General features: G+C 58.8%; 26 protein-coding genes and 1 riboswitch. Of the genes, 14 read left to right on the top strand and 12 right to left on the bottom strand.

Features of this window, described 5'->3' with window-relative positions; genetic code table 11:
- The first annotated feature begins 81 nt into the window (after positions 1-81).
- Both hutU and hutH read left to right on the top strand, forming a co-directional pair.
- Positions 82-1,770, top strand: coding sequence for a urocanate hydratase (gene hutU, locus SK54_RS16810; RefSeq protein ID WP_003858533.1), 1,689 nt, complete (start codon positions 82-84; stop codon positions 1,768-1,770).
- The gene (hutH, locus tag SK54_RS16805) at positions 1,767-3,287 is read left to right on the top strand and encodes a histidine ammonia-lyase (protein WP_048247636.1); all 1,521 of its coding nucleotides are present in this window, start codon (positions 1,767-1,769) and stop codon (positions 3,285-3,287) included. Before hutU ends, hutH begins: the two co-directional genes overlap by 4 nt.
- 84 nt (positions 3,288-3,371) lie before the next feature.
- On the opposite strand, the gene SK54_RS16800 is transcribed toward hutH, so the two are convergent.
- Both SK54_RS16800 and bioA read right to left on the bottom strand, forming a co-directional pair.
- Positions 3,372-3,848 (bottom strand): kinase inhibitor, encoded by a 477-nt coding sequence (locus SK54_RS16800; protein ID WP_003858531.1) that lies wholly within the window; start codon positions 3,846-3,848, stop codon positions 3,372-3,374.
- Between the two features lie 47 nt (positions 3,849-3,895).
- Positions 3,896-5,203, bottom strand: a complete 1,308-nt coding sequence (gene bioA / locus SK54_RS16795; protein ID WP_059452745.1) for an adenosylmethionine--8-amino-7-oxononanoate transaminase — start codon at positions 5,201-5,203, stop codon at positions 3,896-3,898.
- A 68-nt stretch (positions 5,204-5,271) separates the two neighbouring features.
- Between bioA and bioB the strand changes: the two genes are divergently transcribed.
- Genes bioB through bioD form a run of 4 tightly spaced genes read left to right on the top strand, consistent with a single transcriptional unit; the run spans position 5,272 to position 8,899 of the window.
- Entirely contained in the window at positions 5,272-6,312 is a 1,041-nt protein-coding gene (bioB, locus tag SK54_RS16790; protein WP_023303328.1) for a biotin synthase BioB, read from the top strand.
- Positions 6,309-7,466, top strand: a complete 1,158-nt coding sequence (bioF, locus tag SK54_RS16785; protein ID WP_045142381.1) for an 8-amino-7-oxononanoate synthase — start codon at positions 6,309-6,311, stop codon at positions 7,464-7,466. The genes bioB and bioF overlap by 4 nt, the downstream gene beginning before the upstream one ends.
- Positions 7,450-8,205 (top strand): malonyl-ACP O-methyltransferase BioC, encoded by a 756-nt coding sequence (bioC, locus tag SK54_RS16780; protein ID WP_048247634.1) that lies wholly within the window; start codon positions 7,450-7,452, stop codon positions 8,203-8,205. Before bioF ends, bioC begins: the two co-directional genes overlap by 17 nt.
- Positions 8,198-8,899 (top strand): dethiobiotin synthase, encoded by a 702-nt coding sequence (bioD, locus tag SK54_RS16775; RefSeq protein ID WP_023303329.1) that lies wholly within the window; start codon positions 8,198-8,200, stop codon positions 8,897-8,899. Before bioC ends, bioD begins: the two co-directional genes overlap by 8 nt.
- Here bioD and SK54_RS16770 read toward each other — a convergent pair.
- Positions 8,862-9,584 (bottom strand): ABC transporter ATP-binding protein, encoded by a 723-nt coding sequence (locus SK54_RS16770; protein WP_045339192.1) that lies wholly within the window; start codon positions 9,582-9,584, stop codon positions 8,862-8,864. The genes bioD and SK54_RS16770 overlap by 38 nt on opposite strands.
- Before the next feature lie 748 nt (positions 9,585-10,332).
- Between SK54_RS16770 and uvrB the strand changes: the two genes are divergently transcribed.
- Positions 10,333-12,348, top strand: a complete 2,016-nt coding sequence (gene uvrB, locus SK54_RS16765; RefSeq protein WP_023303330.1) for an excinuclease ABC subunit UvrB — start codon at positions 10,333-10,335, stop codon at positions 12,346-12,348.
- A gap of 88 nt (positions 12,349-12,436) precedes the next feature.
- Here the strand turns inward: uvrB and yvcK are convergent, their stop codons facing one another.
- Positions 12,437-13,345, bottom strand: a complete 909-nt coding sequence (gene yvcK / locus SK54_RS16760; RefSeq protein WP_017384936.1) for a uridine diphosphate-N-acetylglucosamine-binding protein YvcK — start codon at positions 13,343-13,345, stop codon at positions 12,437-12,439.
- A 226-nt stretch (positions 13,346-13,571) separates the two neighbouring features.
- A riboswitch (molybdenum cofactor riboswitch) is annotated at positions 13,572-13,705 on the top strand.
- Here yvcK and moaA point away from each other — a divergent pair.
- The 6 genes from moaA to SK54_RS16730 all read left to right on the top strand — a co-directional run bounded on the left by moaA (position 13,693) and on the right by SK54_RS16730 (position 17,166).
- Complete coding sequence (gene moaA / locus SK54_RS16755) at positions 13,693-14,682, top strand: GTP 3',8-cyclase MoaA (protein WP_032647768.1); 990 nt, start codon at positions 13,693-13,695, stop codon at positions 14,680-14,682. Its footprint overlaps the riboswitch before it by 13 nt.
- Positions 14,683-14,706: 24 nt before the next feature.
- The gene (gene moaB, locus SK54_RS16750) at positions 14,707-15,219 is read left to right on the top strand and encodes a molybdenum cofactor biosynthesis protein B (RefSeq protein ID WP_015571084.1); all 513 of its coding nucleotides are present in this window, start codon (positions 14,707-14,709) and stop codon (positions 15,217-15,219) included.
- Between the two features lie 3 nt (positions 15,220-15,222).
- A complete protein-coding gene (moaC, locus tag SK54_RS16745; protein ID WP_017384934.1) occupies positions 15,223-15,708 on the top strand; it encodes a cyclic pyranopterin monophosphate synthase MoaC in 486 nt (161 codons plus the stop codon).
- On the top strand, positions 15,701-15,946 hold the full coding sequence (moaD, locus tag SK54_RS16740) for a molybdopterin synthase sulfur carrier subunit (protein ID WP_003858510.1): 246 nt from the start codon (positions 15,701-15,703) through the stop codon (positions 15,944-15,946). The genes moaC and moaD overlap by 8 nt, the downstream gene beginning before the upstream one ends.
- Position 15,947: 1 nt before the next feature.
- Complete coding sequence (gene moaE / locus SK54_RS16735) at positions 15,948-16,400, top strand: molybdopterin synthase catalytic subunit MoaE (RefSeq protein ID WP_015571082.1); 453 nt, start codon at positions 15,948-15,950, stop codon at positions 16,398-16,400.
- A gap of 58 nt (positions 16,401-16,458) precedes the next feature.
- The gene (locus tag SK54_RS16730) at positions 16,459-17,166 is read left to right on the top strand and encodes a Bax inhibitor-1/YccA family protein (protein WP_015571081.1); all 708 of its coding nucleotides are present in this window, start codon (positions 16,459-16,461) and stop codon (positions 17,164-17,166) included.
- A 126-nt stretch (positions 17,167-17,292) separates the two neighbouring features.
- Here SK54_RS16730 and SK54_RS16725 read toward each other — a convergent pair whose 3' ends face one another.
- Genes SK54_RS16725 through SK54_RS16715 form a run of 3 tightly spaced genes read right to left on the bottom strand, consistent with a single transcriptional unit; the run spans position 17,293 to position 20,251 of the window.
- Positions 17,293-18,255: a lysylphosphatidylglycerol synthase domain-containing protein gene (locus tag SK54_RS16725; protein WP_015571080.1), complete on the bottom strand. Its 963-nt coding sequence runs from the start codon at positions 18,253-18,255 to the stop codon at positions 17,293-17,295.
- Positions 18,255-19,493, bottom strand: coding sequence for a cardiolipin synthase ClsB (gene clsB, locus SK54_RS16720; RefSeq protein WP_015571079.1), 1,239 nt, complete (start codon positions 19,491-19,493; stop codon positions 18,255-18,257). Before clsB ends, SK54_RS16725 begins: the two co-directional genes overlap by 1 nt.
- Complete coding sequence (locus SK54_RS16715; RefSeq protein WP_017384933.1) at positions 19,490-20,251, bottom strand: endonuclease/exonuclease/phosphatase family protein; 762 nt, start codon at positions 20,249-20,251, stop codon at positions 19,490-19,492. Before SK54_RS16715 ends, clsB begins: the two co-directional genes overlap by 4 nt.
- A 133-nt stretch (positions 20,252-20,384) precedes the next feature.
- Here SK54_RS16715 and SK54_RS16710 point away from each other — a divergent pair, with 133 nt between their 5' ends.
- Complete coding sequence (locus SK54_RS16710) at positions 20,385-20,795, top strand: YbhQ family protein (RefSeq protein ID WP_003858499.1); 411 nt, start codon at positions 20,385-20,387, stop codon at positions 20,793-20,795.
- On the opposite strand, the gene SK54_RS16705 is transcribed toward SK54_RS16710, so the two are convergent.
- Genes SK54_RS16705 through cecR form a run of 5 tightly spaced genes read right to left on the bottom strand, consistent with a single transcriptional unit; the run spans position 20,757 to position 26,445 of the window.
- Positions 20,757-21,863, bottom strand: coding sequence for an ABC transporter permease (locus SK54_RS16705; RefSeq protein ID WP_017384932.1), 1,107 nt, complete (start codon positions 21,861-21,863; stop codon positions 20,757-20,759). The two genes, SK54_RS16710 and SK54_RS16705, sit on opposite strands and share 39 nt — an antisense overlap.
- A gap of 57 nt (positions 21,864-21,920) precedes the next feature.
- Positions 21,921-23,054: an ABC transporter permease gene (locus SK54_RS16700; protein ID WP_023296150.1), complete on the bottom strand. Its 1,134-nt coding sequence runs from the start codon at positions 23,052-23,054 to the stop codon at positions 21,921-21,923.
- Positions 23,044-24,783, bottom strand: a complete 1,740-nt coding sequence (locus SK54_RS16695; protein WP_032668742.1) for an ATP-binding cassette domain-containing protein — start codon at positions 24,781-24,783, stop codon at positions 23,044-23,046. Before SK54_RS16695 ends, SK54_RS16700 begins: the two co-directional genes overlap by 11 nt.
- A complete protein-coding gene (hlyD, locus tag SK54_RS16690) occupies positions 24,776-25,771 on the bottom strand; it encodes a secretion protein HlyD (protein WP_047727970.1) in 996 nt (331 codons plus the stop codon). The genes SK54_RS16695 and hlyD overlap by 8 nt, the downstream gene beginning before the upstream one ends.
- A complete protein-coding gene (cecR, locus tag SK54_RS16685) occupies positions 25,768-26,445 on the bottom strand; it encodes a transcriptional regulator CecR (RefSeq protein WP_047727968.1) in 678 nt (225 codons plus the stop codon). Before cecR ends, hlyD begins: the two co-directional genes overlap by 4 nt.
- Positions 26,446-26,447 lie beyond the last annotated feature (2 nt).

Below are 26,447 nucleotides of genomic sequence, written 5' to 3'. Positions count from 1 at the left end.
TTTTGTTAAATCCGACCTTGTGTGTGCTTGTCTATACAAGTATATCTAAATGCATCACCTGTCCCTTATGAGGAACACACAATGTCGTCAGATAAATACCGCAAGCAGGATGTCCGCGCCGCGCGCGGCACCACGCTCACCGCAAAAAGCTGGCTCACCGAAGCACCGCTGCGCATGTTGATGAACAACCTTGATCCTGAGGTAGCAGAAAATCCCCACGAGCTGGTGGTCTACGGCGGCATTGGCCGCGCCGCGCGCAACTGGGCGTGCTATGACGCGATTGTCGAGTCTTTGACGAATCTCGAAAACGACGAAACGCTGCTGGTGCAATCCGGCAAACCGGTGGGCGTATTCAAAACCCATAAAAATGCGCCCCGCGTGCTGATTGCCAACTCCAACCTGGTGCCGCACTGGGCGACGTGGGAACACTTCAACGAGCTGGACGCAAAAGGGCTGGCCATGTACGGCCAGATGACCGCGGGTAGCTGGATCTACATCGGCAGCCAGGGGATTGTGCAGGGCACGTATGAAACCTTCGTGGAAGCGGGCCGTCAGCACTATAACGGATCACTGAAAGGCCGCTGGGTGCTCACCGCCGGACTGGGCGGCATGGGCGGCGCGCAGCCGCTGGCCGCGACGCTGGCGGGCGCGTGCTCCCTGAACATTGAGTGCCAGCAGAGCCGCATCGATTTCCGTCTGCGTACCCGCTATGTCGATGAGCAGGCCGACAACCTCGATGACGCGCTGGCGCGCATCAAAAAGTACACCGCTGAAGGCAAAGCCGTGTCGGTTGCCCTGTGCGGCAACGCGGCGGATATTCTGCCGGAACTGGTGGCGCGCGGCGTGCGTCCGGATCTGGTCACCGACCAGACCAGCGCTCACGATCCGCTTCACGGCTACCTGCCAAAAGGCTGGACGTGGGAAGACTACCAGCAAAAAGCGGAAACCGATCCTGAGGGCACGGTACTGGCGGCTAAACGCGCCATGGCGGAACACGTCTCCGCGATGCTGGCCTTCAGTAAGATGGGTATTCCGACCTTTGATTACGGGAATAACATCCGCCAGATGGCGAAAGAGATGGGGGTGAATAACGCCTTTGACTTCCCCGGCTTCGTGCCCGCCTATATTCGTCCGCTGTTCTGCCGCGGCATCGGGCCGTTCCGCTGGGTTGCCCTGTCCGGCGACCCGGAGGATATCTACAAAACTGACGCCAGAGTGAAAGAGATTGTCGCCGACGACGAACACCTGCATCGCTGGCTGGATATGGCGCGCGAACGCATTAACTTCCAGGGCCTGCCGGCGCGTATCTGCTGGGTCGGGCTGGAGTGGCGGCAAAAACTCGGCCTCGCCTTTAACGAAATGGTGCGCAGCGGCGAAGTCTCCGCGCCGATCGTCATTGGCCGCGACCACCTGGACTCCGGCTCTGTCGCCAGTCCGAACCGTGAAACCGAAGCCATGCGCGACGGCTCGGATGCGGTCTCCGACTGGCCGCTGCTGAATGCCCTGCTGAACACCGCCAGCGGCGCGACCTGGGTATCGCTGCACCACGGCGGCGGCGTCGGGATGGGCTTCTCCCAGCACTCCGGGATGGTCATCGTCTGTGACGGAACTGATGAAGCGGCCGCGCGTATCGCTCGCGTGCTGCACAACGACCCGGCAACCGGCGTGATGCGTCACGCGGATGCGGGTTACGAGATTGCCATTGATTGTGCCAAAGAGCAGGGCCTGAACCTGCCGATGATCCCCGCCACACAAGGAAAGCCTGCATGAACGCGTTAACACTTACTCCCGGCTCGCTGACGCTCAAACAGCTGCGTCACGTCTGGCGTCATCCGGTGACACTCTCCCTTGATGAAAGCGCCCACCGTGCCATTAACGACAGCGTGGCCTGCGTGGAGGCGATTGTGACGGAGGGGCGCACCGCCTACGGCATCAATACCGGGTTTGGCCTGCTGGCGCAGACCCGCATCGCCACGCACGATCTGGAGAATTTACAGCGTTCGCTGGTGCTGTCGCACGCGGCGGGGGTTGGCCAGCCGCTGGACGATGAGATCGTCCGCCTGATGATGGTGTTGAAAATCAACAGCCTGGCGCGTGGGTTTTCCGGCATTCGTCTGAGCGTGATCCAGGCGCTGATGGCGCTGGTCAATGCGGAAGTTTATCCGTGGATCCCGGCGAAGGGCTCCGTCGGCGCCTCCGGCGATCTGGCGCCGCTGGCGCATATGTCGCTGCTCCTGCTGGGTGAAGGCCAGGCGCGCTGGCAAGGGGAGTGGCTGCCTGCGAAAGAGGCGCTGAAAAAAGCTGGCTTAACGCCGATCACCCTCGCGGCAAAAGAGGGGCTGGCGCTGCTCAACGGCACGCAGGCGTCGACCGCTTTCGCGCTGCGCGGTCTGTTTGAAGCGGAAGATCTGTTCGCCTCGGCGGTGGTGTGCGGTGCACTGACCACTGAGGCGGTGCTCGGCTCGCGTCGTCCGTTCGATGCCCGCATCCACGAGGTGCGCGGCCAGCGCGGGCAGATTGATGCCGCTGCCATGTACCGCCACGTACTTACCGATACCAGCGACATTGCCGATTCGCATCACAACTGTGAGAAGGTGCAGGATCCGTATTCCCTGCGCTGCCAGCCGCAGGTGATGGGCGCCTGCCTGACGCAGCTGCGCCAGGCGGCAGAAGTGCTGCTGGTGGAGGCCAATGCGGTGTCCGATAACCCACTGGTATTTGCTCAGGAAAACGAGGTGGTTTCTGGCGGTAACTTCCACGCCGAGCCGGTGGCGATGGCCGCAGATAATATCGCCCTGGCGATTGCCGAAATCGGGGCGTTGTCTGAGCGTCGAATCGCGCTGATGATGGATAAGCACATGTCCCAGTTGCCACCGTTCCTGGTGCGTAACGGCGGCGTAAACTCGGGCTTTATGATCGCCCAGGTCACCGCCGCGGCACTGGCAAGCGAGAACAAAGCCCTGTCGCATCCGCACAGCGTGGACAGCCTGCCAACCTCAGCCAACCAGGAAGATCACGTTTCGATGGCCCCGGCTGCCGGGCGTCGCCTCTGGGAGATGGCCTCTAACACCCGCGGCGTGCTGGCGGTGGAGTGGCTGGCGGCGTGTCAGGGTATTGATTTGCGCGAAGGGCTAAAATCCAGCCCGCTGCTGGAGCAGGCGCGCCAGGAACTGCGCGAGCACGTTACGCACTACGATGACGACCGCTTCTTTGCGCCGGATATTGATAAGGCGATGCAGCTTCTGGAGGAAGGACGGCTGGTGGGGCTGTTACCTTCGGTGCTGTGATTTTATGCCCGGTGGCGCTGCGCTTACCGGGCCTACGAGTACGAAATGTAGGCCGGGTAAGGCGTAGCCGCCACCCGGCTTTTTTTACGAATACATCGCCGTAATCGACGCGCTACCCAGCGAATGGAAATGCACGTTAAAGCCTACCATCGCGCCGCTCGCCCCTTCGTCGACCTCAATCTTGTCCACATCCAGCGCGTGCACGGTGAAGATATAGCGGTGCGTTTCCCCTTTTGGCGGCGCCGCGCCGCCGTAGCCCGCTTTGCCAAAGTCAGTGCGCGTCTGAATCGCACCGTCAGGCAGAGCAACCAGATCGGAACCGGAGCCCTGCGGCAGCACGCGCGTGTCGGCGGGCAGGTTTGCCACGATCCAGTGCCACCAGCCCGACCCGGTTGGCGCATCCGGATCGTAGCAGGTCACGACAAAACTTTTGGTTCCCGCTGGCACATCGTCCCACGCCAGATGGGGAGAGATATTATCCCCCTGATAACCCATCCCGTTAAACACGTGACGTTCCGGCAGCTTTTCGCCGTCGCGCAAATCTTTACTGATGATTTTCATCCGATTTCCCTCGTTACTCACTCATTCAGAAAGTGTAACGCATGGGGTTAAATCGTGAAATGCGCTGAAATGTTAACGGCTTTAACCACTGCCCCGGTCAGCTTGCGGAGCTGATCCGCAGAAATGCTGTACGGCGGCATGAGGTAAATCAGCTTACCGAAAGGTCGCACCCACACGCCCTGGTCAACGAAGAAGCGCTGCAACGCGGCCATGTTCACCGGATGCGTTGTCTCGATTACCCCGATGGCGCCCAGTACGCGGACGTCCGCGACGTATTCCGCCTCCGCCGCCGCGCTTAACTGCTGCTTCAGCTGCGCCTCAATCGCCGCCACCTGCGTCTGCCATGCGCCGCTTTCCAGAATGGCGAGGCTTTCGCTTGCCACGGCGCAGGCCAGCGGGTTGCCCATAAACGTCGGGCCGTGCATAAAGCAGCCCGCGTCGCCGTCGCTGATGGTATCGGCAACCTGGCGGGTGGTAAGCGTGGCGGAGAGCGTCATGGTGCCGCCGGTGAGCGCTTTCCCCAGGCACAGAATATCCGGCGCGATCCCCGCATGCTCGCAGGCGAACAATTTCCCGGTGCGGCCAAAGCCGGTGGCGATCTCATCGGCAATCAACAGGATCCCTTCGCGGTCGCACATCTTCCGAATGCGCTTCAGCCACTCGGGATGGTACATCCGCATTCCGCCCGCGCCCTGCACAATCGGTTCGAGAATAACGGCGGCAATCTCGTGGCGATGGGCCGCCATCAGCCGCGCGAAGCCCACCATGTCCATCTCGTCCCATTCGCCGTCGAAGCGGCTCTGCGGGGCTGGCGCAAACAGGTTTTCCGGCAGATAGCCTTTCCACAGGCTGTGCATGGAGTTGTCCGGATCACATACCGACATCGCGCCGAAAGTGTCGCCGTGATAGCCGTTGCGGAAGGTAAGGAACCGCTGGCGCGTTTCGCCCTTCGCATGCCAGTACTGCAACGCCATTTTCATCGCCACTTCCACGGCCACCGAGCCGGAGTCGGCCAGGAAAACGCACTCCAGCGATTCAGGCGTCATCGCTACCAGGCGACGGCATAAATCCACCGCGGGCTGATGCGTGATCCCGCCAAACATCACGTGTGACATCTGGTCAATCTGCGCTTTCATCGCCGCGTTCAGTCGCGGGTGGTTGTAGCCATGGATCGCCGCCCACCAGGAGGACATCCCGTCAACAAGCCGCTCGCCGCTGGCGAGATGCAGCTCGCAGCCGTGGGCAGAGGCCACCGGATAGACGGGAAGGGGGCGGGTCGTGGAGGTATAAGGGTGCCAGATATGCTGCTTGTCGAAGGCGAGATCGTCCTGGGTCATAATCGACTTGTAAACCATTTTGAAAAGTTTTAGGTTTACAAGTATAAACCGAACCGACAATTAACAAAACCCTTTGGAGAAGCCCGATGGCTCACCACGCACGCTGGACGATGTCGCAAGTCACTGAATTATTCAACAAACCTTTCCTGGAGCTAATGTTTGAGGCGCAACAGGTGCACCGCCAGCACTTCGATCCGCGTCATGTTCAGGTCAGCACGCTGCTGTCGATCAAAACCGGGGCTTGCCCGGAAGACTGCAAATATTGCCCGCAAAGTGCGCGCTATAAAACCGGTCTCGAATCCGAGCGCCTGATGGAAGTCGAGCAGGTGCTCGACTCCGCGCGCAAGGCCAAAAACGCTGGCTCGACCCGCTTCTGCATGGGCGCGGCGTGGAAAAATCCGCATGACCGCGACATGCCCTATCTGGAGCAGATGGTGAAGGGGGTGAAGGAGATGGGGCTTGAAGCCTGCATGACCCTCGGCACGCTGAACGAGGAGCAGGCGCAGCGTCTCTCGGCGGCGGGGCTGGATTACTACAACCACAACCTCGATACTTCGCCGGAGTTCTATGGCAACATCATCACCACGCGCACCTATCAGGAGCGTCTGGACACGCTGGATAAAGTGCGTGATGCGGGGATCAAGGTCTGTTCCGGCGGGATCGTGGGACTGGGCGAGACGGTAAAAGATCGTGCTGGCCTGCTGCTACAGCTGGCAAACCTGCCGACCCCGCCGGAAAGCGTGCCCATCAACATGCTGGTGAAGGTAAAAGGCACGCCGCTGGCGGATAACGAGGACGTGGATGCCTTCGATTTCATCCGCACCATCGCGGTGGCGCGCATCATGATGCCGACCTCTTATGTTCGCCTCTCTGCCGGTCGCGAGCAGATGAGCGAGCAGACCCAGGCGATGTGCTTCATGGCCGGGGCCAACTCCATCTTCTACGGCTGCAAACTGCTGACCACGCCAAACCCGGAAGAGGACAAAGATGTCCAGCTGTTCCGCAAGCTGGGGCTGAACCCACACCAGACCGAGGTACAGGCGGGGGATAACGAGCAACAGCAGCAGCTGGAGCAGCAGATTTTTAACGCCGACACCGACCAGTTCTACAACGCGGCAGCCGTATGACCTGGCAGGCACGTATCAGGACCGCGCTCGACGAGCGGCGGGCGGCGGATGCGTTTCGGGTGCGCAGGGTAGTGGAAAACGGTGCAGGCCGTTTTCTCTCCCGGGAAGGAGAGCGGTTCTGTAATTTCTCCAGCAACGATTATCTGGGCCTGAGCCAGCACCCGCAGATCGTTCGCGCCTGGCAGCAGGGCGCGGATCGTTACGGCGTGGGCAGCGGTGGCTCCGGGCACGTCAGCGGCTACACCACGGCGCATCAGGCGCTGGAGGAAGAGCTGGCCGACTGGCTGGGCTACCCGCGGGCGCTGCTGTTTATCTCCGGTTTTGCCGCGAATCAGGCGGTGATTGCCGCCCTGATGGGCAAAGACGACCGCATCATCGCGGACCGCCTGAGCCACGCGTCCCTGCTTGAAGCGGCCAGTCTCAGCCCGGCGCAGCTGCGGCGTTTTGCCCATAACGATGCCTCTCAGCTGAACGTCCTGCTGGGTAAACCCTGTTCAGGGCTTCAGCTGGCGGTGACGGAAGGGGTATTCAGCATGGACGGCGACAGCGCGCCCCTTGCCACCTTGCATGACGTCGCAAAACAGCAGAACGCCTGGCTGCTGGTCGACGATGCCCACGGCATTGGCGTCACCGGCGAGGAGGGGCGCGGAAGCGCGCACCAGCAACGCGTCAGGCCGGAACTGCTGGTGGTCACCTTCGGCAAAGGCTTCGGCGTCAGCGGCGCCGCGGTGTTGTGCAGCGAGCCGGTGGCCGATTACCTGGTGCAGTTCGCCCGGCACCTGATCTACAGCACCAGCATGCCCCCGGCGCAGGCCGTGGCGCTCTCTGCGTCGCTTGCGGTGATCCGCGGCGAAGACGGCGCTGAACGCCGGGCGCGCCTGGCCGACCATATTCAGCGTTTTCGCCGGGGGGTAAGCGCACTGCCTTACCGGCTTACCGACTCGCACAGCGCCATTCAGCCCGTGATTGTGGGTGAAAACCATCGGGCGCTGATGCTGGCACAGGCGCTACGAGAACGCGGGCAGTGGGTCACGGCGATCCGCCCACCCACCGTGCCGCCAGGCACCGCGCGCTTGCGTCTGACGCTCACGGCAGCGCACGAGCCGCAGGATATCGATACGCTTCTGGAGGCACTGTATGTCTCCCGTCAATAAACAGGCCGTTGCCGCCGCGTTTGGCCGGGCAGCGCAAAGCTATTCACAGCACGATGAGCTGCAACGCCTGAGCGCCCGCGGGCTGCTGGCCGCGCTCGGTGAGGGGCGTTTTGCGCAGGTGCTCGACGCTGGCTGCGGGCCTGGCGGCAATAGCCGCTACTGGCGCGCAACGGGTAGCCACGTCACGGCGCTGGATTTATCCGCGCAGATGCTGGATGAGGCCCGCCAGCAGCAGTCAGCAGACCGTTATCTGGTGGCCGATATCGAGGCCATCCCGCTGGAGGATGCGCTGTTTGACCTTGTCTGGAGCCATCTGGCGGTGCAGTGGTGCGCCAGCCTGCCGCAGGCCCTACGCGAGCTATACCGCGTGGCGCGGCCCGGCGGAGCGGTGGCCTTTACCACCATGCTGGAAAGTTCGTTGCCAGAGCTAAATCAGGCGTGGAGGGCAGTGGATGCGCAGCCGCACGCCAACCGGTTTCTCTCGCACCAACAGGTCACTCAGGCGCTGGCAGGCTGGCGCTATCGCAGCGTGGTCCAGACCGTCACCCTCGAATTTAGCGATGCGTTAAGCGCCATGCGATCGCTTAAGGGCATAGGCGCGACGCACCTGCACGCCGGACGGGAGAAGAAACCCCTTACCCGTGGCCAACTCCAGCGTCTCGAGCTGGCCTGGCCGCAGGAGCGGGGCCGGTTCCCGCTCTCTTATCATCTTTTTCATGGGATTATTGAACGTGACTGAACGTTATTTTGTTACCGGCACGGACACTGAAGTCGGTAAAACGGTTGCCAGCGCCGCGCTGTTGCAGGCGGCGCGTCTGCTGGGGAAAACTACGGCCGGGTATAAGCCCGTAGCCTCCGGCAGCGAGATGACGCCGGAAGGCTTACGTAATACCGATGCGCTGGCGCTACAGCGTAACAGCAGCCTTACGCTGGCCTATTCTGCGGTGAACCCCTATACCTTTGCTGAACCCACCTCGCCGCACATCGTCAGCGTCGATGAAGATCGTCCGATTGATTTTTCGGTGCTCTCTTCCGGGTTACGCGTCCTGGAAACGCAGGCCGACTGGGTGCTGGTGGAGGGGGCTGGCGGCTGGTTTACCCCGCTGTCCGACGAGCAGACATTTGCTGACTGGGTGCAGGCCGAGCAGCTTCCGGTCATTCTGGTGGTTGGCGTGAAGCTTGGCTGTATCAATCACGCCATGCTGACCGCCCAGGCCGTGCAGCAGGCCGGGTTGCGTCTGGCAGGGTGGATTGCCAATGACGTGGTAGCGCCGGGTAAACGTCATGCTGAGTATCTGGCGACGCTGAAGCGGGTGCTGCCTGCGCCGTTTCTCGGCGAGATCCCGTGGCTTGCCGACGGCGCAGAGCAGGCGGAAACCGGACGCTATCTCGACCTCAGCGCCTTATGTCCCGCGCCATCCAGTGCGCAATAAGGTCGTCATCCAGCTCGTTAACGTGGCCCTGTGCCACGTTACGTCCGCGATAGAGCATGCAGAAACGATCCGCTACCCGGCGGATAAACGACAGCTGTTGCTCCGCTAACAGCACCGTCATTCCCAGCTCCCGATTCAACCGCACCAGCAACTGCCCCAGCCTGCGCGCGAAACCGTGCCCTGCGCCATACATGGGCTCATCCAGAATCAACACGCGCGGACGATTAACCAGCGCACTGGCGAGGGCCAGCTGATACTGGTCGTCAGGGGACAGCGCAGAGGCACGGCTCTGTCGCAGCGGAAAAAGCTCCGGAAACAGGGCATACACGTCACTTTTTGATGCCGGGTCGGGTTTCCCCGTCGCCCGCATAGCGATATGCAGATTTTCATCGACGGTGAGCTGGGAAAATATTCGCCGATCCTGCGGGACGTAGCCTATCGTCGGCGGCGCCGGGAATGCGGACGCAGGGTTGAGCAAGTTATGCGGCGGCGCGCCAGCCTCATGCCAGATGATGGTGCCGCTCTCGACGGGCACCTTTCCGGTAATGCAGTTCATAAGCGTGGATTTGCCCATGCCAGGCAGGCCAACAATGCCCGTACAGATGCCTTGCGGGAAATCGATATTCACGTTCCATAGCGTATGTTGGCTTCCGTAAAACTGATTTACAGCACGCAGACTCAACATCTTTCTCTCCTTAAAAATGTGTGGGGTGATGCACAGAGTGATGTCTGCAAAACGCCTGCCAGGAACTTCATAATGATTAAAAAAAGGCCATTTTTAGGAATAACTCTCTATCAAAAGCTGAACGTTTATACGAATTGCACACTCCCGGTGCTGCGTATGTCGAATCGTGGTGCAGGAGAAATGACAGAATTGTGATTAAGATCTCGCCAGCCGCTTATGAAAAAATGAACGTTTTCCAGGCAAAAAAGAGTGATAAAAATTTTTTACTGCCGCTTCGTGGGAAAAACCGGGAATTTGCTGGAGTGCATGCTGTACGGGCTGGAGGCAGTTATCCACTATTCCTGTGGATAACCTTGTGCATTAGAGTTAGAAAACCCGCGATAAGCGAGAGAATACGCGGGTTACAACCAAATTGATGCGAAACGCGGCTTAATAATTTAGTCTTTATTTTTTAACGAATTAGATAAAAGCAATTCCCTCAACGCCAGCGAGACCTGTTGCCATAAAACTTTCATAACCGCCCTTGACAAATGTTAAAAAAGTAATAGTTCTGGGGATAACCCCCTGAGGCTGGTGTTTTATTTTGTCACAGTCGAAATTTGGCTCGCGAACGCACTAATCCTCTCTGCGCTACGCTAAATATCCTGACACGCTACTGGTTTTTCATCCAGTGTTTTTTACTGGCAATCCTGGCCACAACGAGTAAAATTACTCACCTGCCGCTTATTCTGTCATCAGGTCGTCGCCCATGAGTAAACCGTTTAAACTGAATTCTGCTTTCCGTCCTTCCGGGGATCAGCCCGAGGCTATTCGTCGCCTGGAAGAGGGGCTGGAGGACGGGCTGGCGCACCAGACCCTGCTGGGGGTTACTGGTTCGGGCAAAACCTTCACCATTGCCAACGTCATTGCCGATCTCCAGCGTCCGACGATGGTTCTCGCGCCGAACAAAACGCTGGCGGCGCAGCTGTATGGTGAGATGAAAGAGTTCTTCCCGGAAAACGCGGTGGAGTATTTCGTCTCCTACTACGACTACTACCAGCCGGAAGCCTACGTTCCCAGCTCCGACACGTTTATCGAGAAAGATGCCTCGGTGAACGAACATATCGAGCAGATGCGTTTGTCGGCGACCAAGGCGCTGCTGGAGCGTCGTGATGTGGTGGTGGTGGCCTCGGTGTCGGCGATCTACGGCCTGGGCGATCCGGATCTCTATCTCAAGATGATGCTGCACCTGACGCAGGGGATGATCATCGATCAGCGTGCGATTTTGCGCCGTCTGGCGGAGTTGCAGTACACCCGAAACGATCAGGCGTTCCAGCGCGGGACCTTCCGCGTGCGCGGCGAGGTGATTGATATCTTCCCGGCGGAGTCGGACGATATGGCGCTGCGCGTAGAGCTGTTCGACGAAGAGGTTGAACGCCTGTCGCTGTTCGATCCGTTGACCGGTCACGTCGAGTCGGTGATCCAGCGCTTCACCATCTACCCGAAAACGCACTATGTAACGCCGCGCGAGCGTATTGTGCAGGCGATGGAAGAGATCAAAACCGAGCTGGCGGACCGCCGCAAGGTGCTGCTGGCGAACAATAAGCTGCTGGAAGAGCAGCGCCTGAGCCAGCGTACCCAGTTCGATCTGGAGATGATGAACGAGCTGGGCTACTGCTCCGGCATCGAAAACTACTCGCGCTACCTCTCCGGGCGCGGGCCGGGCGAAGCGCCGCCGACGCTGTTTGACTACCTTCCGGCGGACGGCCTGCTGGTGATCGACGAATCCCACGTTACGATCCCCCAGATCGGCGGGATGTACCGCGGTGACCGCGCGCGTAAAGAGACGCTGGTGGAGTACGGGTTCCGACTGCCGTCAGCGCTGGACAACCGTCCGATGAAGTTTGAAGAATTTGAGGCGCTTGCTCCGCAGACCATCTACGTATCGGCGACGCCGGGCAACTACGAGCTGGAAAAATCCGGTGATGACGTGGTGGACCAGGTGGTGCGTCCGACCGGGCTGCTGGATCCAATTATCGAGGTTCGTCCGGTGGCGACGCAGGTGGACGATCTGCTCTCGGAAATACGTGCCCGTTCCGCCATCAACGAGCGCGTGCTGGTTACCACGCTCACCAAACGTATGGCGGAAGATTTGACGGAGTATCTGGAAGAACACGGTGAGAAGGTGCGGTATCTGCACTCGGATATCGATACCGTGGAGCGTATGGAGATCATCCGCGATCTGCGTCTGGGCGAGTTCGACGTGCTGGTCGGTATTAACCTTCTGCGAGAAGGGCTGGATATGCCTGAGGTGTCGCTGGTGGCGATTCTGGACGCGGACAAAGAGGGCTTCCTGCGTTCCGAGCGCTCGCTGATCCAGACCATAGGCCGCGCCGCGCGTAACGTCAACGGGAAGGCGATCCTGTACGGGGATAAAATCACCCCGTCGATGGCCAAAGCGATTGGCGAAACGGAACGTCGTCGCGAGAAGCAGCAGCGCTACAACGAAGAGCACGGCATCACGCCGCAGGGGCTGAACAAGAAGGTGGTGGATATCCTGGCGCTGGGTCAGAACATTGCGAAGACCAAAGCGAAAGGCCGCAGCAAGGCCCGTTCAGTGGTGGAAGAGGATACCGTCGCGCTGACGCCGAAAGCGTTGCAGCAGAAGATCCACGAGCTGGAAGGGCAGATGATGCAGCACGCGCAGAACCTGGAGTTCGAAGAGGCCGCGCAAATCCGCGATCAGCTGCATCAGCTGCGGGATCTGTTTATTGCGGCATCGTAGTTTTTTGCCCGGTGGCGCTGCGCTTACCGGGCCTACAGGTTTAGCGTCTTTTGTAGCCCCGGTAAGCGCAGCGCCACCGGGGTTTTTGTTAACCTAATGCCTGAATCGCCTTCTCCAGCGCCTCGCGCAGCAGATGGCGGTCGTGGCGATATTTAATATCGCTGGCTTCCAGCGGCTCCTGCACCACCACGCGATCGCCAATCCCCGATACATCCACTTTCGGCCCGACCACGACACCATCGATAATTTTCTTACCAACGTACTGTTCCATCAGGTCCAGCTTATCCGCCAGCGACAGGCTTGCCGCCGCCGGGCTGAGTTCGCGGCCTAAATTACCGATATAGACCATGGGCGCAGGCGTTCTGCGCAGCGCCTGCGCCAGCTCTTTCACCAGCAGGATCGGCATCAGGCTGGTATAAAAACTTCCCGGCCCAATCAGGATCAGATCGGCCTCGGCAATCGCTTCTACCGCTTCACGCGTTGCGGGTACGCTGGGGTAGGTCATTAGCTCTTTTGGCGGAAGAAGAAGCTGGTCGATATTCACTTCACCATACACTTCGTGATCGTCGGCATCGATCGCCATTAAATCCACCGGCTGTTCGGACATCGGGATCAGGAATGCATCCACCTTTAACAGGTTACGAATTAAATTGATCGCTTCCAGAGGGCGCACGCTCAGGTGATCCAACGCCTTTAACATCAGATTTCCAAGGTTATGGCCTGAAAGTTCACCATTTCCGCCAAAACGGTACTCAAACATTGCCGAGGCCACGCTTGGCTCCGTGATGAGCTGGTTGAGGCAATTGCGCATGTCACCCCAGGCTATCCCGCCTTCAGCACGTCGGATCCGCCCGGTTGAGCCGCCGTTGTCCGTTGTTGTCACGATGCCCGTCAGGCGCGAGCCCAGTGACGATAACGACGACATCACTCGTCCCAGACCGTGACCTCCGCCAAGAGCGACCACACGGTCCAGATCCGCAAAAGTGCGATTGCGCATACCTATTCCTTATCCTGTTAAGCTTGCGTCACAGTAACGCAACTACTCCTAAAAGACGATGCCTCTCACAAACCATAATGACGTATATCAATGCGAAAGCGCTGTTTTTGCGTATTCTGTAGTGAAAATGCACGATAACATCGTTATATATAAATTTATATAGCGAAAAGCGACAATGGCGAAGTGGCGATTTCCACGCTACTATCGCCATAACCCCGTTTTCAAAACTGAAAACATACACTCTAGCCCTGGCGCCTGTGTCGAGAGATATGGCGCCCTGGCCGTGGCGGATTTGCCACCAGGGTACAGAAAGAAATGACTGTGCCTCCCGATCTGGAAAGGTGTACATGGCTTCACAACTTACTGATGCTTTCGCGCGTAAGTTTTTCTACTTACGTTTGTCGATTACCGACGTGTGTAACTTCCGTTGCACCTACTGCCTGCCCGATGGCTACAAGCCGGGCAGCGTCACCAATAATGGCTTTCTCTCCGTGGATGAAGTACGCCGCGTCACGCGCGCGTTCTCTGAACTTGGCACGGAAAAAGTGCGTCTTACCGGGGGAGAGCCCTCCCTGCGCCGTGATTTCCCTGACATCATTGCCGCCGTGCGTGAAAACGAACGTATCCGCCAGATCGCGGTGACCACCAACGGTTACCGCATGGCGCGTGACGTGGCGAACTGGCGCGATGCGGGGCTGACGGCGATCAACGTCAGCGTCGATAGCCTGGACGCCCATCAGTTCCACGCCATTACCGGCCAGGATAAGTTCCAGCAGGTGATGGACGGCATCGATGCCGCGTTCACCGCCGGTTTCGACAAGGTCAAAGTCAATACCGTGTTGATGCGTGATGTGAACCACCATCAGCTGGACACTTTCCTGGCGTGGATCAAACCGCGCCGCATTCAACTGCGTTTTATTGAGCTGATGGAGACCGGGGAGGGTAGCGAGCTGTTCCGTCGCCATCATATCTCCGGCATGGTTCTGCGCGACGAACTGCTGAAACGCGGCTGGATCCACCAGATCCGCCAGCGCAGCGATGGCCCGGCGCAGGTCTTTTGTCATCCGGATTATGAAGGCGAAATCGGCCTGATCATGCCCTATGAAAAAGACTTCTGTGCCAGCTGCAACCGCCTGCGCGTCTCCTCCGTCGGCAAGCTCCATCTTTGCCTGTTCGGGGATGGCGGCGTCGATCTACGCGATTTGCTGGAAGATGACGCCCAGCAGGACGCGCTTGAAGCACGTATTTCCGAGGCGCTGACGCACAAAAAGCAGACCCATTTCCTGCATCAGGGCAACACCGGCATTACTCAGAACCTGTCCTATATCGGCGGGTAATCAGGCTTTAGAAGGAACCAGAAGATGAGTCAGGTAAGCGCGGAATTTATCCCGACACGCATTGCTATTCTTACCGTTTCCGAACGTCGTGGTGAAGAGGATGATACCTCTGGCCACTGGCTGCGCGAGGCGGCACACGAAGCCGGACACCAGATTGTTGATAAAGCGATCGTCAAAGAAAACCGTTACGCCATTCGCGCTCAGGTCTCACAGTGGATTGCGGGTGATGACGTCCAGGTGGTGCTGATCACTGGCGGCACCGGCTTTACCGCAGGCGACCAGGCACCGGAAGCGCTGCTCCCGCTGTTCGATCGCGAAGTGGAAGGCTTCGGCGAAGTGTTCCGCATGCTCTCCTTTGAAGAGATTGGCACCTCTACGCTTCAGTCCCGTGCCGTCGCGGGGGTGGCGAATAAGACGCTGATCTTCGCCATGCCGGGGTCGACCAAAGCCTGCCGCACCGCGTGGGAAAACATTATTGCCCCGCAGCTGGATGCCCGTACCCGTCCGTGTAATTTTCATCCCCATTTAAAGAAATAAGCTATGTCACAACTGACCCACATAAACGCCGCTGGCGAAGCGCATATGGTGGATGTCTCCGCCAAAGCCGAAACGGTGCGCGAGGCGCGTGCTGAAGCGTTCGTCACCATGCTGCCGGAGACGCTGGCGATGATTATCGACGGCAGCCATCACAAGGGTGACGTGTTTGCCACCGCCCGCATCGCCGGTATTCAGGCCGCTAAACGTACCTGGGACCTCATCCCGCTCTGCCATCCGCTGATGCTCAGCAAAGTGGAGGTAAATTTGCAGGCGCAGCCGGCGCATAACCGTGTGCGTATCGAGTCCCTGTGCCGCTTAACCGGGAAAACCGGCGTGGAGATGGAGGCGTTGACGGCGGCCTCCGTGGCGGCGCTGACCATCTACGACATGTGTAAAGCGGTACAGAAAGATATGGTGATTGGCCCGGTGCGTCTGCTGGCAAAAAGCGGCGGCAAATCCGGTGATTTTAAGGTGGAAAGCCATGATTAAGGTGCTCTTTTTTGCCCAGGTCCGTGAGCTGGTCAATACCGACAGCCTGACGCTGGACGGCTCTTTCGAAAATGTCGCCGCCCTGCGTGCGCATCTGGCGGCGCAAGGCGACCGCTGGGCGCTGGCGCTGGACGAAGGCAAACTGCTGGCCGCCGTGAACCAGACGCTGGTGGAGTTGACCCACCCGCTGGCCGATGGGGACGAAGTGGCCTTCTTCCCGCCGGTCACAGGGGGTTAAGATGACGGAAACCCGAATTCTGGTCGGCCATGAGCGTTTTAACGTGGGCACGGAATATGACTGGCTGGCCGGGCGCGACGAAGACGGCGCGGTCGTGACGTTTACCGGGAAAGTGCGTAATCATAATCTCGGCGACAGCGTAAAAGCGCTGACGCTGGAGCACTATCCGGGAATGACCGAAAAATCGCTGGCGGCCATTGTGGAAGAGGCGCGAGGCCGCTGGCCACTAGGGCGCGTTACGGTTATCCATCGCATCGGCGAAATGTGGCCCGGCGAAGAGATTGTGTTTGTCGGCGTCACCAGCGCCCATCGCGGGAGTGCTTTTGCGGCGGGGGAGTTCATCATGGATTACCTTAAAACCAAAGCGCCGTTCTGGAAGCGTGAAGCGACGCCGGAAGGTGAGCGCTGGGTGGAATCACGCGACAGCGATAAACATGCCGCCAGCCGTTGGTAGTTGGTTTACGCGGATGTGTTACTCTTAACGTGTGTGTTTACTTAATCAGGAGTGAATCATGGACCGATTTCCGCGTTCCGATTCGATAGTTCAGCAGACCCGTAGCGGGCTGCAAACCTACATGGCTCAGGTGTATGGCTGGATGACGGTTGGCCTGCTGCTTACCGCGTTTATCGCGTGGTATGCGGCAAATACGCCTGAACTGATGATGTTTATCTTCTCAAGCAAAATCACCTTCTTTGGGCTGATTATTGCGCAACTGGCGCTGGTGTTCGTGCTCTCCGGGCTGGTGCACAAGCTCAGCGCGGGTATGGCGACCACGCTGTTTATGCTCTATTCGGCGCTGACCGGGCTGACGCTTTCCAGTATTTTCATCGTTTACACCTACTCTTCCATCGCCAGCACGTTTGTGGTGACCGGCGGGATGTTCGGTGTGATGAGCCTGTACGGTTACACCACCAAACGTGACCTGAGCGGCTTCGGCAACATGCTGTTTATGGGGCTGATTGGGATTGTGCTGGCGTCGCTGGTGAACCTGTGGCTGAAGAGTGACGCGCTGATGTGGGCGGTGACCTATATCGGGGTGGTGATCTTCGTGGGCTTAACCGCTTACGATACCCAGAAGCTGAAAAACATCGGTGAACAAATTGATGTTCGCGACAGTTCAAATCTGCGCAAATACTCGATTCTGGGCGCGCTGACGCTTTATCTGGACTTCATCAACCTGTTCCTGATGCTGCTGCGTATCTTCGGCAACCGTCGCTAGTTATTTCCCCCTCACCCTAACCCTCTCCCTCAGGGAGAGGGGATTGCACGGTGCGGGCTTTTCTCCCTCTCCCCGTGGGAGAGGGCCGGGGTGAGGGCATCAGACCGCAGCGCTACCCGACACAACTCACTTCGCCAACATCCTCTCGTTCTTCGCGCGCAGCTTCTTCGCCCGACTCTCCAGCACCAGATAACAGACCGTTGCCAGCGCCAGCGGCAGGAAGTAGTAGATCATGCGGTACGCGAGCAGGGCGGCGATAATCGTCCCGTGAGACACATGCTCCCCCGCAAGCAGCGCGATAAACACCGCCTCCAGTACGCCAATACCCGCCGGAATATGCACAATCACCCCGGCAATACTGCTTACCAGCAGCACGCCCAGCACGAAGAAGTAGTTCACATCTTCGCCAATCAACAGCCAGATAATGGCCCCCATCGCCATCCAGTTAGCGCTGGAAACCACCATTTGCAGGACGGCAAACTTCCATGACGGCAGCACCAGCTTCTGGCCTTTAATGGTCATGTGACGACGTTTGGCAAAGGCGCAGGCCCACAGGTAGGCGGCGATGATCAGCAGCAGTACGATGCCCAGGATGCGCAGGGTAGCCTCATCGATGTACCAGTGCGCAGGCAGCTGCACCACGCCGATGGTGAAAATCACCCCGCCCAGCAGGATATACCCCAGCCAGTTGGTGGTGATGCTTAAGGAGAAAATACGCGTGATGGTGCCGCCCGGTAAGCCAAGGCGGGAGTACAGGCGATAGCGCATACCAATCCCGCCCACCCAGGTGCTCAGCGTCAGGTTAAAGGCATAGCAGATGAATGACACCAGCATAACCTGCCGTTTGGCAAGCTTATGCCCGCAGTAGGCACGTCCCAGCAGGTCATAGCAGCCGTACATCAGGTAGCTCACAATCACCAGCCCAACGGCCCCCAGCAGGACTGTCCGGTTGTAGTTGCGAATAACTTTCCACACCTCTTCCCAGTCCACCTTTTGGGCATACACCACCAGCAGGACCGCGACGGCAATGAAGAACAGCCAGGTCAGGATTTTTTTCGCCAGCCGCCAGCGAGGATGAGATTTCGACATCAGGTTTTCCCTCCATCTTCCGCCTCTACGCGGTCCTGGGTTTCCATTTCGGGTTGCACAGGCGGATCCACCAGCGCCAGTTTCGGCGTATGCGCGGGCAGCCAGCCCACCATGGCCGGGAAGTGGCGCAGGAAGTGGAACACCACCACGCCGATGCCCACGTTCCACCAGCTCCGTTTCGGCACCATGGACTCATCCACACGCACGCAGTCTTTATTGATAAGACCCTGAAGGTTATCGCGCAGGGTCTGATTAAACTGGCGATCGTGGATGATCAGGTTCGCTTCCAGATTGAGCGATAAGCTCAGCGGATCGAGGTTGCTGGAGCCAACGGTCGCCCAGTGGTCATCCATCACGGCGACTTTGCCGTGCAGCGGGCGGCGGCGATATTCATAGATCTGCACGCCGCTTTTGACCAGATAGCGATAGAGCAGACGCGCGCCGACCTTCACAATCGGCATATCGGGCTCACCCTGCACGATAAGCTTCACGCTCACGCCGCGTCGGGCCGCGTTGCGCATGGCGTGCAAAATCCGGTAACCGGGGAAGAAATAGGCGTTGGCGATAATCACCTCACGCTTCGCATTCGCCAGCATCTTCAGGTAATGACGCTCGATATCGTCCCGGTGCTCCTCGTTATCCCGCCAGACGAACAGCGCCTGCGCCTCGCCGGGCTTGCGGTTCTCTTCCGGGCGATGACGGCGTCGCCACCAGCGGCGAGCGGCCTCTTTGCCGGGTAAGTTTTCCAGCACGAACAGCTGGATGTCCTGAACCACCGGTCCTTCGATACGGATCGCGTAGTCCTGTTTAGCTTCGGGACCGTAATCCGACATATGCTCGGCGGAGTAGTTAATGCCGCCAACGAAGGCCACCGTTTCATCCACCACCACAATTTTGCGGTGCATTCGGCGGAACAGGTTGGTGCGCATGCCGAACAGACGCGGGCCGGGATCGTAATAGCGGAACACCACACCTGCGGCGGTGAGCTCGTTAACAAATTCGTCGCTGAGATCCGGCGAACCATATCCGTCGAGCAGAACCTCGATTTTTACACCGCGACGGGCGGCATGCAGCAGTGCGCTGTGCAACTGCCTGCCCACATCGTCTTCAAACCAGATAAACGTTTCGAGAAAGACTTTCTGCTGTGCGTGGCTAATCGCCTCAAAAACCGCCGGATAAAAGTTATCGCCATTTTCCAGCAGCGTAATACGGTTACCTTCCTGCCATGTGCATTTCATAAGTGAATCTCCGCGCTGAGTGGGGCATGGTCGGAGAGATGTCGCCAGTTGAGTAAAGCCAGCGCAGTCGGGCTGCTGGCGTGGGCATTTTTTACGTAAATGCGGTCAAGGCGCAGTAGGGGGAAGCGCACCGGAAACGTCCGCGCGGGACGACCGCGTGAGCGGGTAAAGATCTCCTCCAGCCCCGCCTTCACCTTCAGCGGATGGTTGGCCCGCTGTCGCCAGTCGTTGAAATCACCGGCCACCACGACGGGCTCGCCCTCCGGCAGCGCATTGGTCCAGTCTGCCAGCATCTGTAGCTGGGCCTGACGGTGGGCTTCACGCAGGCCAAGATGAACACAGCCCACATGAATGGGAAAATCGAGCGCCGGGGGGGTGATACGACAGTATAACAGCCCGCGTTTTTCGCTCTCGCCAACGGAGACGTCGCGGTTCTCATAATGCTCGATAGGAAAACGCGACAGCACCGCGTTACCGTGATGCCCCTCCGGGTAGACCGCATTGCGCCCGTAGGCGTAATCGCTCCACATGGTATCCGCCAGAAACTCGTAGTGGGGCGTGTCGGGCCAGTTTTCGAAATGCATAGGGTGCACTTCGTGCGCGCCCATGACCTCCTGGAGGCAGACAATATCGGCGCTGACGGTGCGCACCGCGTCGCGCAGCTCCGGTAAAATGAAGCGGCGGTTAAATGCTGTGAAGCCCTTATGAATGTTTATCGTCAGCACCTTAAGCGAGAAATGCTGCGTTTTTTTGCTCATAAACACCTTCCTGGGTGACTATCCCGATGAAAATAAAGTGTAGTAGGCGTCACAAAAAGATGCGGCGTTACGGAATTTTCCGTAAAGTGCGGTAGTCTGAATTAGCAGAGAAAAATCCTTCAGGAGAGAAGCCATGAAGTGGCAACAACGCGTTCGTGTCGCAACCGGTTTGAGTTGCTGGCAGATAATGTTGCATTTACTGGTCGTGGCCGTACTGGTGATGGGCTGGATGAGCGGCACGCTGGTGCGTGTCGGCTTAGGGTTATGCGTGGTTTACGGCGTGACCGTGCTGTCGATGCTGTTTTTACAGCGTCACCACGACGCGCGCTGGCGTGAAGTGGGTGATGTGCTCGAAGAGCTCACCACCACCTGGTATTTTGGTGCGGCAATGATCGTCCTGTGGCTGTTGTCACGCGTGCTGCAAAACAACCTGCTGCTGGCCCTGGCGGGTCTGGCTATCCTCGCAGGGCCTGCGGTGGTGTCATTGCTCACCAAAGAGAAAAAACTACGCGATGTTTCGTCTAAACATCGCATAGGCCACTGAGCCCGTTGTGGCCGCGATGACCAGTAGCGGCCACAAACTTCCCCATACAATATCCAGACTCGCATCCTTCAGATAGATTTGCTTGGTGATATCCGTGAAGTGACGAATCGGGTTTATCCACGTCAAATCCTGTAACCACACCGGCATGTTCTCCACTGGCGAAACGTACCCTGAAAGCAAGATCGCCGGCATCATAAAGACAAACACCCCGATAAACGCCTGCTGCTGCGTTGAGCAGAGCGCGGAAATCAGCAGCCCAAACCCCACCAGCGACAGGCCGTAAATTACCATCGTGAAGTAAAACAGCGCCAGCGATCCGGCAAACGGGATCTGGTACGCCCATATTCCCACTCCCAGCACGATGGTGGCCTGGAACGTCGCGACAATCAGTGCCGGCACCGCCTTGCCGACAAATATCTGCCAGGTGGCGAGCGGTGAGACCAGCAGCTGATCCAGCGTACCTTGCTCACGTTCGCGCGCCACGGACAGCGAGGTGACAATCATCACGCCAATGGTGGTGATCATGGCGATTAATGACGGCACCACAAACCATTTATAGTCCAGGTTCGGGTTGTACCAGTTGCGCACCACCAGCTCGCTGTTGTTGGGTTTGGGTTTGCCTGCCATCAGCTCCTGCTGGTAATCCTTCACCACCTGTTGCAAATAGTTCGCCGCAATCTGGGCGCTGTTGGAGTTACGTCCGTCGAGGATCAGCTGCATCGGCGCGGTCTGGAATGTGTCCAGGTTGCGGGAGAAGTCCGCCGGGAAGCGCACCAGCAATAATGCTTTCTGCGTGTCGATGGTGGGCTGGATCGCCTGCGGGCTTTCCAGAAGCAGGACATGGGTAAAGGCTTTGGCGCGGGCGAAACGCTGCGTCAACTCGACGGAATGCTTGCCGTTGTCTTCGTTGTAAATGGCGATGGTGGCGTTGGTGACCTCCAGCGTGGCGGCAAACGGAAACAGTACAACCTGAAGCAGCACCGGCAGCACCAGAATGGCGCGGGTCTGCGGCTCGCGCAGCAAGGATTGCAGCTCTTTGCGGATCAATGTCCATAAACGGTGAAACATCGCGTCGTCCTCCTGTCGGGTGGCGCTTGCGCTTACCCGACCTACAAAATCCGATGGCTAATCTAATCTTCTTTTCGTTTTCATCCACGTCAGCCCGATAAACATCACCGCCGACGCCAGCAAAAACAGGGTGTTGATAATCAGCACCACCGGAATATTTCCCGCCAGGAACAGGCTTTGCAGGGTGCTCACAAAGTAGCGCGCCGGAATGATGTACGTCACGGCGCGGATCACCGCCGGCATACTGTCTATCTGGAAGATAAAGCCGGAGAGCATAATCGACGGCAGGAAGGCGGCATTAAGCGCCACCTGCGCGGCGTTAAACTGGTTGCGGGTGATGGTGGAGATGAGTAGCCCCATCCCCAGCGTGCTGAGCAAAAACAGGCTGGTAATAAAGAACAGCAGCACCAGCGAGCCGCGGTACGGCACGCCAAGAATAAATACCGAGACCAGCATACAGAGCAGCATCGCCAGCATGCCGAGGAAGTAGTAGGGAATCAGCTTGCAGAGCAGCAGCTCGACGCGCGTCACTTCGGTCGAGAGCAGCGCCTCCATGGTGCCGCGCTCCCATTCGCGGGCGATCACCAGCGAGGTGAGGATCGCGCCAATCACCGTCATGATGATGGTGACCGCCCCCGGAATAATAAAATGCTGGCTAATGGCGGCGGGGTTAAACCAGTAGCGCGTCTGCACGTCAATCAGCGGTTCAAACTCCTCCCCCCGGTCTTCGGCGCGCTGCATCTGCCAGAGCTGCCAGATACCCTCCGCGTAGCCCTGCACGAAGTTGGCGGTGTTCGGCTCGCTGCCGTCGGTGATCACCTGAATTGGCGCATCGGCGCCCGGGCGTGCCATATTGGCGGCAAAATCGACCGGAATGACGATCAGACCGCGAATTTTTCCGGCCTGCATTTTCTGGATCAGTTCCTGCCGGTTGTCGCTGATGGTGGCATCGATGTAGGGCGAGCCGGTCATGGCGTGGGTGAAGTCCAGCGCCTCTTCGCTCTGCTGCTCCAGCAAAATCCCGACCCGCAGCTTGCTGGAGTCGAGGTTAATCCCGTAGCCGAAAATAAACAGCAGCAGCAGGGGGATCACCACCGCAATCAGCCAGCTGCTGGGGTCACGCACAATCTGCCGCGTCTCTTTGACGCACAGGGCGCGCACCCGGCGCCAGGAAAGGGTGTTACTGCGCATGAGTATTCTCCTTATCCCAGTCTTGGATGAGGGTGATAAACGCCTGCTCCATGGTCGGGTCTGGCTGCGCGTCGTCGGCGGCCTGCGCTTTCAGGTCATCCGGCGTGCCGTGGGCAATCAGCTTGCCGCGATAGACCAGCCCGATGCGGTCGCAATACTCTGCCTCGTCCATAAAGTGGGTGGTGACCATCACGGTCACGCCTTTTTCCACCATGCTATTGATATGCAACCAGAATTCTCGGCGGGTGAGGGGGTCCACGCCTGAAGTCGGTTCATCAAGAAACAGGATATCCGGCTCGTGCATCAGTGAGCAGGCCAGCGCCAGCCGCTGCTTAAAGCCGAGCGGCAGCTCGTCGGTGGCGTGGGACGCAATGTTGGTTAACGCGAAGGCGTCGCTCATGCGGCGGATTTTTTCGTTCTGCGCCCGCCCGCGCAGGCCGTACACGCCGGAGAAAAAGCGCAGATTCTGCTCGACCGTCAGGTTGCCATACAGCGAAAACTTCTGCGCCATATACCCGAGATGCTGGCGCGCCTTGCCGGAGCTGACTTTCAGATCCATATCCAGCACCAGCGCTTTGCCGGAGGTTGGTACCAGCAGGCCGCACATCATTTTAAAGGTGGTGGATTTCCCCGCGCCGTTCGGCCCGAGCAGGCCAAATATCTCGCCGCGCTTCACGGCAAAATTGACGTTATCGGTGGCGGCGAAATCGCCGAATTTTTTGGTGAGCGATTTCGCTTCAATGACCGTTTCGCCCGGCGTGCCTTCCACCGTGTGCAGGATGGCGCCAAGCGGTGATTCTGAGGTTCCCGCCCCGCCCAGCAGATCGATAAACGCATCTTCAAAGCGCGGCGCGGTCTCTGTCATGTCGATCTCTGGCATACCCTGCGCACGGCGGATATCGTCGGCGGTAGTCTCTTTTTTGAGGATCACGCGCACCGAACGGCCCTGAATCATCCCGTCGCTCACCTGCGGCAGCTTCAGTACCCGTTGCAGCAGCTTGCGGTTGGACTCCTGCGCGCTGTGCAGCAGAAAACTGCGCCCGGCCATGGTTTGCGTCAGCTCGGTGGGTTCGCCCTGATAGAGCAGTTCGCCTTCATTCATCAGCAGCACGTCGCGGCACTGCTCTGCTTCATCAAGGTAAGAGGTACTCCAGAGGATCAGCATGCCGTCACCCGCCAGCTCGTGCACCATCTGCCACAGCTCGCGGCGGGAAATCGGGTCCACGCCCACGCCGGGTTCATCCAGCAATAGCACCTTCGGTTCGCCCACCAGCGTGCAGGCCAGCCCCAGCTTCTGCTTCATCCCGCCGGAAAGTTTGCCCGCCAGCCGGTCGGTGAACGGGCCGAGGGAGGTAAACGCCAGCAGACGCTGGAAGGTTTTCTGCCGGGTTTCGCCGGTAACGCTGCGCAGATCGGCATACAGGTTGAGGTTTTCCATTACCGTCAGATCTTCGTACAGACCAAACTTCTGCGGCATATAGCCGAGCATGCCGTGGAGCGCCGCGTCGTCTTTGATCGGATCGAGGCCAAGCACGCTGGCACTGCCTTCATCCGGCTTCAGCAATCCCGCCAGCATCCGCATCAGCGTGGTTTTACCCGCGCCGTCCGGCCCCACCAGCCCGGTCACATAGCCTTTCTGAATCGTACAATTCAGCGGTGCGACTGCCGGTTTGGCCATTCCCGGGAAGCGTTTGACCAGATTGTTGAGCTGGATAACCGCATCATTCATGTCGTTCCCCGTCGTTTAAGGTCACGGTAACAGGCATGCCCTGACGCAGCGCGTCGTCCGCATCGGTGACGATGATGCGCAGGCGGTACACCAGGTCGGTACGCAGGTCCGGGGTTTCAACGGTTTTTGGCGTGAACTCGGCGGTAGGGGAGACGAAGCCCACTTTGCCGTGATACGGCTTGTCCGGGCGACCGTCGGTATAGAGCAGCAGTTCGCGGCCCGGCTGCATCTGGCCAAGATTTGGCTCATCAATGTAAGCGCGCACCCACACCGGACGGGTTAAGGAGAGCGTTAACACGGTGCTGCCCGCGCTGAGCATGCTGCCCGGCTCCACGGCGCGGGTCATCAGCGTGCCATCAGACGGGGCGATTAACGTGGTGTCGTGCAGATCCAGCTCCGCCTGGGCTAACTGCGCCTGCGCCTGCTCAAGGCTGGCCTTCGCCTGGGCAATGTCCTGCGCACGGTTACCGGTGCGGTACTGGCTTAGCTTATCCTGGGCAGATTTCAGCGTCGCCTGTGCCTGGTCGCGGGATGAGCGCGCGTTTTCCAGGTCGTTGGCGGATATAGTGCGGCTTTTCCATAAGCCTTGCTGACGGTTATAGAAATTCTGTGCATAGTCATAGGCGGCTTTTGCCTGCTTAACGGCAGCGGCCGCCTGGGAGATCTCTTCGTCACGGTAGCCCGCCAGCATCAGGTCGTACTGCGCCTGTGCGACGGAGACGCCTGCTTTTGCCTGCATCAGCGCGTTCTCAAACGGGGCTTTGTCCAGCATTCCCAGCGTCTGCCCGGCTTTGATGGCATCGCCTTCGTCAACGTTCAGCGAGGACAGCCGTCCGCCGACGCGGAAGCTCATGTTCACGGTGCGAATATCCACGTTGCCGTACAGCGTCAGGCCACGATCCTGCTGGCTCTGATACCACAGCCAGCCGCCTGTTCCCGCGGCAAGCAAGACAACAACCACCAGAATGATGGCGACAGGTTTTTTCATGACTTCTGGCTCCTTTGCGTTAAGCCTTGCAGGATCAGATCAACGTGACAGGTAATGACCTGGCTAATTTGCGCGGCTTTATCCTCATCGAATTGTGTCCAGCCCGTACGTAACAGGATGGTCTCACGCCCCAGACGGAAGGCGAGCACTTCGCCCAGCAGGGCGTGGGTATGCAAAATGGTGTCGGTATCGCTGGCGTCCCGTCCGGTATAGGCGGCGATCAGCCGGGTCAGATGGCTGTGCATCGGGGCAATCACCTGATCGTGTACCAGTTGATAAGCGGCTGTGGGGGAGAGCTGCTCGCGGGAGATAAACTTGCTGAGGTTCAGCGTATCGTCGTGCGTCAGCAGGCGGATCATGTTGTGACAGGCGTTAAGGATCAGCTGGCGGATGGCAGTCCGGTCCGGCTCTGGCTGGCTGAACAGCGCGGTGGCCTCTTCAACGTGAGGACGAAAGCTGGTGCCGATAAAATCCGCGATCCACTGGGCGCAGGCGAGGTATAAATCCTCTTTTGAGCCAAAATAGTAGGTGATGGCCGCAATATTCTGTCCCGCCTGAGCGGCAATATCCCGCGTGGTGGCATGCAGGCCATACTCGCCAAACTGCGCCAGCGCGGCGGCGATAAGCTGACTTTTCGCCTGTTCACCTTTGGTTGTCGTTGGGGTTGTATTCATGG

The organism is Enterobacter sp. MGH120 (assembly GCF_001037725.1).
Taxonomy (GTDB): Bacteria; Pseudomonadota; Gammaproteobacteria; order Enterobacterales; family Enterobacteriaceae; genus Enterobacter; species Enterobacter hormaechei_C.
This window is presented reverse-complemented; position numbering and strand designations above follow the sequence as displayed.